This is a genomic window from Frankia sp. CgKIO3 (assembly GCF_977946435.1).
The window spans coordinates 8,223-16,525 of sequence record NZ_CDWTMO010000094.1 but is presented as its reverse complement, the minus strand read 5'-3'; the positions used below and the strand labels follow the sequence as shown (position 1 = coordinate 16,525).

Here is an 8,303-nt window from a genome sequence, read left to right as displayed (position 1 = left end):
ACCACCGGAACGGACCGGCCCTCGTCCGGCAGGACCACGGCGGCCACCGCCGCGGCGGCCACGAAGGCGACGTTGAACAGCAGGTCGTAGAGCGAGAAGGCGCGACCGCGGTAGGCGTCGTCGGTCTCCTCCTGCACGATGGTGTCCACGCAGATCTTGCTGGCCTGTGCGGAAAACCCGAGCAATGCTGCCGCGACGATGAACAGCGTCGAGGAAAAGGGCAGCCCGAGCGCGACCTCGACAACCCCGCCGAGTACCAGGACGAGGGCGATCCAGCTCGACTTCGGCATGCGCCCCGTGACGTGGGGAGTCGCGACCGCGGCGCTCACCGTGCCGGCCCCACTGGCGGCAACGACGGCGGCGAGCCCCGCGAGCCCGCCTTCCGGGCCAGTGAAGTAGTTGCGATACAGCAACACCGTCATCACGAGGATCAGGCCGTAGGCGGCTCGCGAGGTGGTGAGGGCGGCGAGCGCCCGCCGGGCCGGCCCGTGGTTCACCAGATAGCGGGCGCCGTCAAGCATGTCGGCGACGACCTGGGTGGTCTGCGCCCAGGCGCCCTGCCAGGCCACCGTCTCCAGCGGACCGAAGTCGCTCCGTCCCGCCCGCGCCGCGGTGACGGCGGCCACAAGGTAGGTGAAAGCTGCCAGACCGGCGACGAACGCCACCGTCCCGTCCTCGCCGCCGATCAGCCCGCGCAGTCCGCTGCCGACACCGGCTCCGGCGAGCGTCGCGACGGTGCCGGAGGTGACTGGACAGGGCGTTCGCCGTGACGAGCCGGTCGAGGCCGACCACGACCGGGAGCCCGGCGGACAGCGCCGCCAGCACGAAGCGGTTCATGCTCACCGACGCCAGTGCCACCGCGTAGAAGTCGACGCCCGTCCGGCCGGTGGCGATCAGAGCGACCAGGATGCCCATCAATAGCATCCGGACGAGTGAGCAGACCACCAGAACCCGCTGGCGGGACACGCGATCGAGCACGATGCCGGCGAAGGGTCCGATGACGCTGAACGGCAGCACGACGATCGCGAGCGACGCGGCCAGGGCCGCCGCCGAGGTCGCCCGTTCGGGGGAGAACAGCACATAGCTGACGAGGCTCGCCTGGAAGACGCCGTCGGCGGCCTGGGAGGTGAGTCTGGACGCGTAGAGCATCCGGAACCCACGGCCGTGCAGCAGCTCACGAAGGTTCTCCGCCCGGGCCACGTCGTCAGCCTAGGACCAGAATGATCGACTCCGGGCACAAGGTCCGGCCGTCCCCTCCGGGCTGCCGGACACCTGTGTTTCCGACCGGGTCCGCTGGCCGGCCGATCCGACGAGGAGGACCCGACGAGAAAGATGAGGACGACGAGAAATCAGCCCTCGATCAGCCCTCGTCGCGGATGAATGCCTCCACCCTGTCCCGGGCCTCGTTGTCGCGGTACTGCTCCGGCGGGGACTTCATGAAATAGGAGGAGGCGGAGAGGACCGGGCCGCCGATGCCCCGGTCGAGCGCGATCTTGGCGCAGCGCACCGCGTCGATGACCACCCCGGCGCTGTTGGGGGAGTCCCACACCTCAAGCTTGTACTCGAGGTTCAGCGGCACGTCGCCGAAGGCACGTCCCTCAAGGCGGACATAGGCCCACTTGCGGTCGTCCAGCCAGGCGACGTAGTCTGACGGCCCGATGTGCACGTTGTCCCTGCCGAGGTCGTGAGAGACCTGGGAGGTCACGGCCTGCGTCTTGGAGATCTTCTTGGACTCCAGCCGCTCGCGTTCCAACATGTTCTTGAAGTCCATGTTGCCGCCGACGTTGAGCTGCATGGTCCGATCCAGGATCACGCCGCGGTCCTCGAAGAGCTTCGCCAGAACCCGGTGGGTGATGGTCGCGCCGACCTGTGACTTGATGTCGTCGCCGACGATCGGCACGCCGGCCGCGCGGAACTTCTCCGCCCACTCGGGCACCCCGGCGATGAACACCGGCAGGCAGTTGATGAAGGCGACGCCGGCGTCGATGGCGCACTGGGCGTAGAACTTCGCGGCGTCCTCGGAACCGACCGGCAAGTAGCAGACGAGCACGTCGGCACGGGTCTCCCGCAGGGTCGCGACGACGTCGACCGGCTGCTCGTCCGACTCCTCGATGGTCTCCCGGTAGTAGCGGCCGAGGCCGTCGAGAGTGTGCCCGCGGGCGACGGTGACCCCGAGCGGCGGGACATCCGCGATCTTGATGGTGTTGTTCTCGCTGGCGACGATGGCCTCGGAGAGGTCGCGGCCGACCTTCTTCGCGTCCACGTCGAACGCGGCGACGAATGTCAGGTCCGAGACGTGGTACTCGCCCAGCCGCACGTGCATCAGCCCGGGGACCTGGGCCGACGGGTCGGCATCGCGGTAGTACTCAATCCCCTGGACCAGCGAGGCAGCGCAGTTGCCCACGCCGACAATGGCGACACGTACCGAGCCCATGACGGTCTGCTCCTTAGCTGAGATCTTCGTGGAAATGGGTCATCTGGGGCATACAGCTCCGCCGCGGCATTCCCGATCATGCTGGTCGGGAACAGGGACCCGCTACGGGATGACGTTCATCGGGTGGTCGGGACCTCGCCGTCGGGGTCCTGGCCGGCTGTCCGCGGGGCATGCCTGCTCCGGCCACGCCTGTTCACGTTTACATTCAGGTGCGCGTCGGCGTCGGCAGGTGTGCCGCCCTCCCGTGCGCGCGGGTCGTCCTGGCGGTCCGCCTGTGCCGGAGGGCTTCCCGGCCCGCTTGGGCGGGCCGGTCCGACGACGGGTGCCCCCGGCTGCACGGATCCTATGGACGGGTTTGTGGACAAACCTGTGGATCCTGTCGACAACTGTGGTCCCTGGGTGCCGGTGGGGGTGCCGGCGCGTTCGGTCTCGATCAGCTCGTTCAGCCAGCGGACCTCACGTTCGACCGATTCCAGGCCGTGGCGCTGCAACTCGAGTGTGTAGGAGTCGAAACGCTCGACGGTCCGGGTCAGGGCCGACCGAACCTTCTCCCGGCGCTCCTCGAGCCGCCCGCGGCGACCTTCGAGGATGCGGAGGCGGACAGCGGCGTCCGTCTTCGAGAAGAAGACGAAGCGCACGCCGAACATCTCGTCTTCCCAGGACGACGGTCCGCCCTCGCCCAGCAGGTCCGCGAGCTTCTCCTTGCCCTCGCCCGTCAGGGTGTAGACGACCCGGCTGCGCCCGCCGAGACGGCCCGCGGCGCTGACGTCGTCCGCGGTGATGTATCCGGCGGACGCGAGACGACGCAGACAGGGATAGAGCGAGCCGTAGCTGAACCGGTGGAACGCGCCGAGCAGCGCCGCGAGCCGTTTGCGCAGTTCATAGCCGTGCATAGGGCTCTCGGAGAGCAGGGCGAGGACCGCCAGCTCCAGCATGATCCACCCCTCCTCGACCGTGATGCCCCGCGATGCGCCGCCGGTCGTTCCGCGAGCCGTGGCGGCCAGCCACCACGGCTCGCGGAACGACCGTCTCGACATATCGAAGCGATACATCGAGGATAGGCGTCGCGGGACGAGTACCGCAACCAGGAATGACCAGTCAGCGACCGGAAGATGACAAATAGGCGCTCTGCTGGTGCATCCCGACCCCGGCCGGACCATCGATGGATCCACCGGCCGCCGAACGGGCGTCGCGCCCTGGCGAGGGTGTTCCCCGAGCCTGTGGAGCGTGGAAAACCCCGGCTGCCAGGGGATAATCGGCCGAGATCCGCGTATCGGAAGGGGCCGGTGGCCGCCCGGGGCGGACGCTGTCCGACGGTCCCGTCGGTGGCCGGAGACCATCCCGCGCGGCCAGATCCCGGTGCGGGCGGGCTCACACTGTCATCCGGCTCACAGCCGGGATGTGTGAGGTGGGAGACGGTTTGGCGGCTGTCTGGAAGCCGACTCCGGCGTACCGTTGCTGGCATGCGTCCGCGGTCGGTCATCGACTACGCGCTCGCCCGCCGGGCGACGCTGGCGGATCTCTTCGCGGGCAGAATCTCGCCGTTGGATGCCTGTGACGCGCATCGTTATCTGCTGCGGGCGGCCAGGTACCACGGTGAGCGGACCACGAAGCGATGCCCGGTCTGCCGAGGCGGCGATCCACTCATCCATGTCACCTACGCCTACGGCGACGAGTTCGGGGAGAGCTCCGGCCGGGCCCGCATCACCAGGGAGCTCCCCATGCTCGCATCGAGGTACAGCGAGCTGCAGGTCTATGTGGTGGAGGTGTGTCCGCCCTGCGGCTGGAACCACCTGGTCACTTCTTATGTGATCGGGGCGGGGGAGCCGAAGGCGAAGAAGCAGGCCCGGCGGCGGACCGCGGACCGCTGACGGCTGGTCGTCCCCGAGAGGCGCGAAGGACGCCCTGCGCGAGGGGGCGGAACCCGGCGTGAGATCCTGGTCTGCCATGTGGGTCTCATGGCAGGTCCTGGCGTGGCATCCGCCATGGGCTGACCTCGTCACAGCCTCGTCGGGTGAATGCGGCGAGTGAGCGAACATCACGTGGTCGGCCCCGGTCCGATGGTGGACCGGTGGTCGCCGGGATCGTGCATGGTCCGGGCCGAGACGGGCCGGTTCTGTGGATCCTGTGGAAATCGGACCTCCGGTGATGGTTGGGGGCGCCGGCCCGTCTCCTGCGGCGGTCCGGGTACCGGGGAGTCCCACGGCGACGGATGGAGCGGTTGGTGAGCTCTCCCTACGATCAGGGCTCTAGTCGGGGTGGTCCTGCACCTGACCGAGCATGGCCTAACCCGGACGGCCAGTCCCGGGTAACCGCGGACCGGATACCCCCGGACCGCGCCCGGCGGCCGGAGCAGGCCCAGGCAGGCCAAGTCCAGGCAGGCCAAGTCCAGGCAGGCCAAGTCCAGGGACGCCGGCTGGTGCCGCCAGCGGGCCGGCCCACCGGCGGGCGAGGGGAGCGCACCGCTCTCGTGCCACCCGCGGCTCCCCCCACCGCGGCGAGGACGAACATGCCGCCGGATGGTAGGACCGGTCGGGGTGCCGGTCCCGCCGCCGGGGGGTGGGTGCCGGACCGCGGCGTCGGGAAGTCCGACGTGCCCGGCCGTGAACCGTCCAGTGGTCGTCCCGGCATGCCCGTTGGCGAGGCGACCGGTCGTCGTCGAGGAGGCGGCGCGCCATCCGGTCGGGCAGCCCCCACCAGGCGGGTTCCCGGCCGTGGGTTCTCCGATCGGACTGCCTCTGACCGTGGCGTCCCCGACCGTGGGCCGGACCGGCCGGCCGCCGAGGTCAACACCCTGTACGACACCGTCGACCAGGAGGCCCTACGGCGGATCGATGTCCGGGAACGCACCGTGGACGCCACCATCTACCACAAGGTGACGCCGGAGCGGGACTCCCGGAACGGCCGCCGCAACGGGGTGTCGGACCGCGACCGCATGACCGAGGTAACGCCCGCTCGGCAGGTGGCCGGTCGGCGCGACCTCACCCGCGCTACCGAGCTGATGGCCGTCCGGACCCGGGCACGGGAGGGAGGTGGATCGGCCGCTACCCGCCGGATGGCGGGTGGGCGACCGGGTGCGGATCGGATCGAGCCCCGCCGGACCGGTCCAGGCCGATCCTCCCGGGCGGAGATGGGTGCCCCGGGCGGGCCGGGAGGAACCGGGCGCCGCAACGGGAAGGCCTCCCGGCCGGGCCAGGGGCGACACGGCCCGATGTGGTGGCGACAGCGCCCGCGCTGGATGCGCCGTCTGGTCTTCGCCGGCTTCTTCTCCGGCCTTCTCCTGTTCGTCGCCGGCATCGGCGTCATCTACGCGGCGACCCAGGTCCCGCTGCCTGCCGAGGTGAAAACCGACCAGACGTCGATCATCTTCTACGGACCGCCGGCTGGCTCGCATCAGGACAACGGTGAGGAGCTTGCCCGGATCGGCACCGTGAACCGCACCGACGTGCCGCTCGCCGAAGTGTCCATGGACCTGCAGCACGCGGTGCTCGCGGCCGAGGACAAGAAATTCTATCACGAACCCGGTATCTCTCCCAAGGGCATCGCCCGGGCGCTCTACGTGAACCTCATCGGCGGGGAGCTGCAGGGTGGTTCGACCATCACCCAGCAGTACGCCAAGAACGCGTACCTGTCGCAGGAGCGGACCTTCACCCGCAAGATGCGCGAGATCGTGCTCGCGGTGAAGCTGGGCCAGAAGTACTCCAAGGGACAGATCCTGGAGTTCTACCTGAATACGATCTACTTCGGCCGGGGCGCCTACGGTATCGAAGCGGCGGCGAAGGCCTACTTCAACACCCCGGCCGCCAAACTCACCCCCGCTCAGGGGGCGGTCATCGCGGGCCTGATCCGATCACCCAACTACCTCGACCCGGCCAAGAACCCGGGTCCGGCGGCGAACCGCTGGCACGACGTGGTCGCGACGATGGTTGCCGAGGGCTGGGCTCCGCCGGAACTCGCCCAGCAGAGCCCCCCACCCGTGGCCGCGAAGGCGGAGGATGCCGCCGCCTCGTCCGATCAGATCGCGTACATCCGCAACCAGGTCAAACGTGAGCTTACGACCGTCGGGAAGATCACCGAGGACCAGATCAACCGCGGTGGACTGCGCATCACGACCACGATCGACAAGGGGCGGCAGTTCAAGGCCTTCCAGGCGGTGAGCGACGTGTTGGGCCCGGCGTACGCCGCAGTGCCGGATCTGCGTACCGGGCTCACCGCGGTAGAACCCGGGACCGGCAGGATCCTCGCCTGGTACGGCGGGTCGCTCTACGGCAAGGACGCACAGGGCCATGAGCAGTACGTCGACAACGTGTCAGGGGCGCAGGTGCAGTCCGCCTCCACCTTCAAGACGATCACCTTGGTCGCGGCGCTGCGCCAGAACATCAACCTCAAGTCGACCTTCGCCGCTCCCGCCAAGATCACGCTGCCGGGGAACTACGTGGTCAGCAACGACGAGGGCGAGCCGGGTGATCTCGGGTACAAGGATCTCATCGAGGCGACGGCGGGCTCCATCAACACGGTGTACGTACCGTTGGGGCAGAACATCGGCGTCTCGAACATCGTCAAGACCGCGCGCGACCTTGGCATCCCGAGCAGCACTCAGCTTCGCAACGAGGCGGGTATCACCCTGGGCCAGGACGACGTGCGCGCGGTGGACATGACCGCGGTCTACGCGACCCTCGCCGGCAACGGAGTGCGGGCCACGCCGCACATCGTCGACAAGGTGGTCGACGGCAAGGGGCAGGTGATCTACTCGGGTACCCCGGATGCGAAGCAGGTCATCCCGGCCGTGGTGGCCCGCGACGCCACGTACGCCCTGCAGAGCGTGCTGACGGATCCGAGCGGCACCGGGAAGCGGGCCCGGCTGGATGGCGGGCGCGAGGCCGCCGGCAAGACCGGGACGTCGAGCAACTTCCGGTCGGCCTGGTTCTGCGGATACACCAGGGAAATCGCGTCCTGCGTGAACATGTTCCGGGGCAAGGGCACCGAGCAGGACGTGCTGAAGGGCATTCCCGGCGCCGACAAGGGCGTCTACGGAGGTAACTACCCGGCCAAGGTGTGGAAGGCGTTCATGGACGCCGCGCTGACGGGGGTGCCGCCGTCGAAGTTCGATTCGCCGGCCTTCGGTGGCCTCGTGCAGGATAACGAGCCCGAGCCGACTCCCACACCCACCCCGGCGCCGAGCGCCCCATCGAGCCAGCCCGGCGATACCGGGCTCAACCTGGGCGATCTCCTGAACCCCAGTGGCAACGGCAATGGCAACGGCAATGGCAACGGCAGTGGTCAGCAGGGTGCCGGCCAGCAGGGCCGGCCAGCTCGACAGACGGGGATCTTCTCCGACCCGTTCAGTTGACCGGGAGGTCGAGTTCAGTGCTGTCATGGGCTGTCATGGGGCGAGAATGACGGGCATGGCCCTGTCCCCGGCGTCCCCCGTCCGCGTCAGCCCGGCCCGGGAGGACCCGGTCGTCGCGGGGGCAAGCCAGCTCATCGGTGGGCCGCCGGGTGAGCACGCGGTCGTGCCCGACCGGCGTGGTTGGCTGACCCGGCTGCGGGTGCTGATGGCGATGGTCATCGTGGCTGGGGTCCTCGGCTATACCCAGAAGATCAGTTGCCGGGACACCCGGAACTGGACGCATGAGCACCAGTACACGGCGTTGTGCTACTCCGACATCGTCGCGCTGTACAGCCAGGAGGGGCTGGTCGACGGGAAGATCCCCTATCTGGACTACCCGACGGAATACCCGCCGTTGATCGGCGCCACCATGCAGCTTGTCGCCTGGCCAGCCGGTCTCGCGGACGGACCGCGGGCGGTCTACCGGGAGGAGAACGGTGAGCGTGTCTTCGACCACTACACGATGGACATGCGGTCGGC

The 8,303-nt window shown here is 69.0% G+C and carries 4 protein-coding genes and 2 pseudogenes; 3 read left to right on the top strand and 3 right to left on the bottom strand.

Annotation, left to right across the window (positions count from 1 at the left end; all coding sequences use genetic code 11):
* The 3 genes and pseudogenes from AC08OJ_RS12200 to AC08OJ_RS12190 all read right to left on the bottom strand — a co-directional run.
* Positions 1-1,200 (bottom strand): annotated as a pseudogene (locus AC08OJ_RS12200) (MFS transporter); the annotation flags it as partial.
* A gap of 160 nt (positions 1,201-1,360) precedes the next feature.
* The gene (locus AC08OJ_RS12195; protein ID WP_476592878.1) at positions 1,361-2,434 is read right to left on the bottom strand and encodes an inositol-3-phosphate synthase; all 1,074 of its coding nucleotides are present in this window, start codon (positions 2,432-2,434) and stop codon (positions 1,361-1,363) included.
* Between the two features lie 116 nt (positions 2,435-2,550).
* A complete protein-coding gene (locus AC08OJ_RS12190) occupies positions 2,551-3,471 on the bottom strand; it encodes a PadR family transcriptional regulator (protein ID WP_476595774.1) in 921 nt (306 codons plus the stop codon).
* A gap of 426 nt (positions 3,472-3,897) precedes the next feature.
* On the opposite strand from AC08OJ_RS12190, the gene AC08OJ_RS12185 reads away from it, so the two are divergent.
* From AC08OJ_RS12185 to AC08OJ_RS12175, 3 genes and pseudogenes are all read left to right on the top strand, one after another.
* Positions 3,898-4,305, top strand: a complete 408-nt coding sequence (locus AC08OJ_RS12185) for a DUF5318 family protein (protein ID WP_476592880.1) — start codon at positions 3,898-3,900, stop codon at positions 4,303-4,305.
* A gap of 758 nt (positions 4,306-5,063) precedes the next feature.
* On the top strand, positions 5,064-7,784 hold the full coding sequence (locus AC08OJ_RS12180; RefSeq protein WP_476595773.1) for a transglycosylase domain-containing protein: 2,721 nt from the start codon (positions 5,064-5,066) through the stop codon (positions 7,782-7,784).
* Positions 7,785-7,830: 46 nt separating this feature from the next.
* Positions 7,831-8,303, top strand: a pseudogene (locus tag AC08OJ_RS12175) (hypothetical protein); the annotation flags it as partial.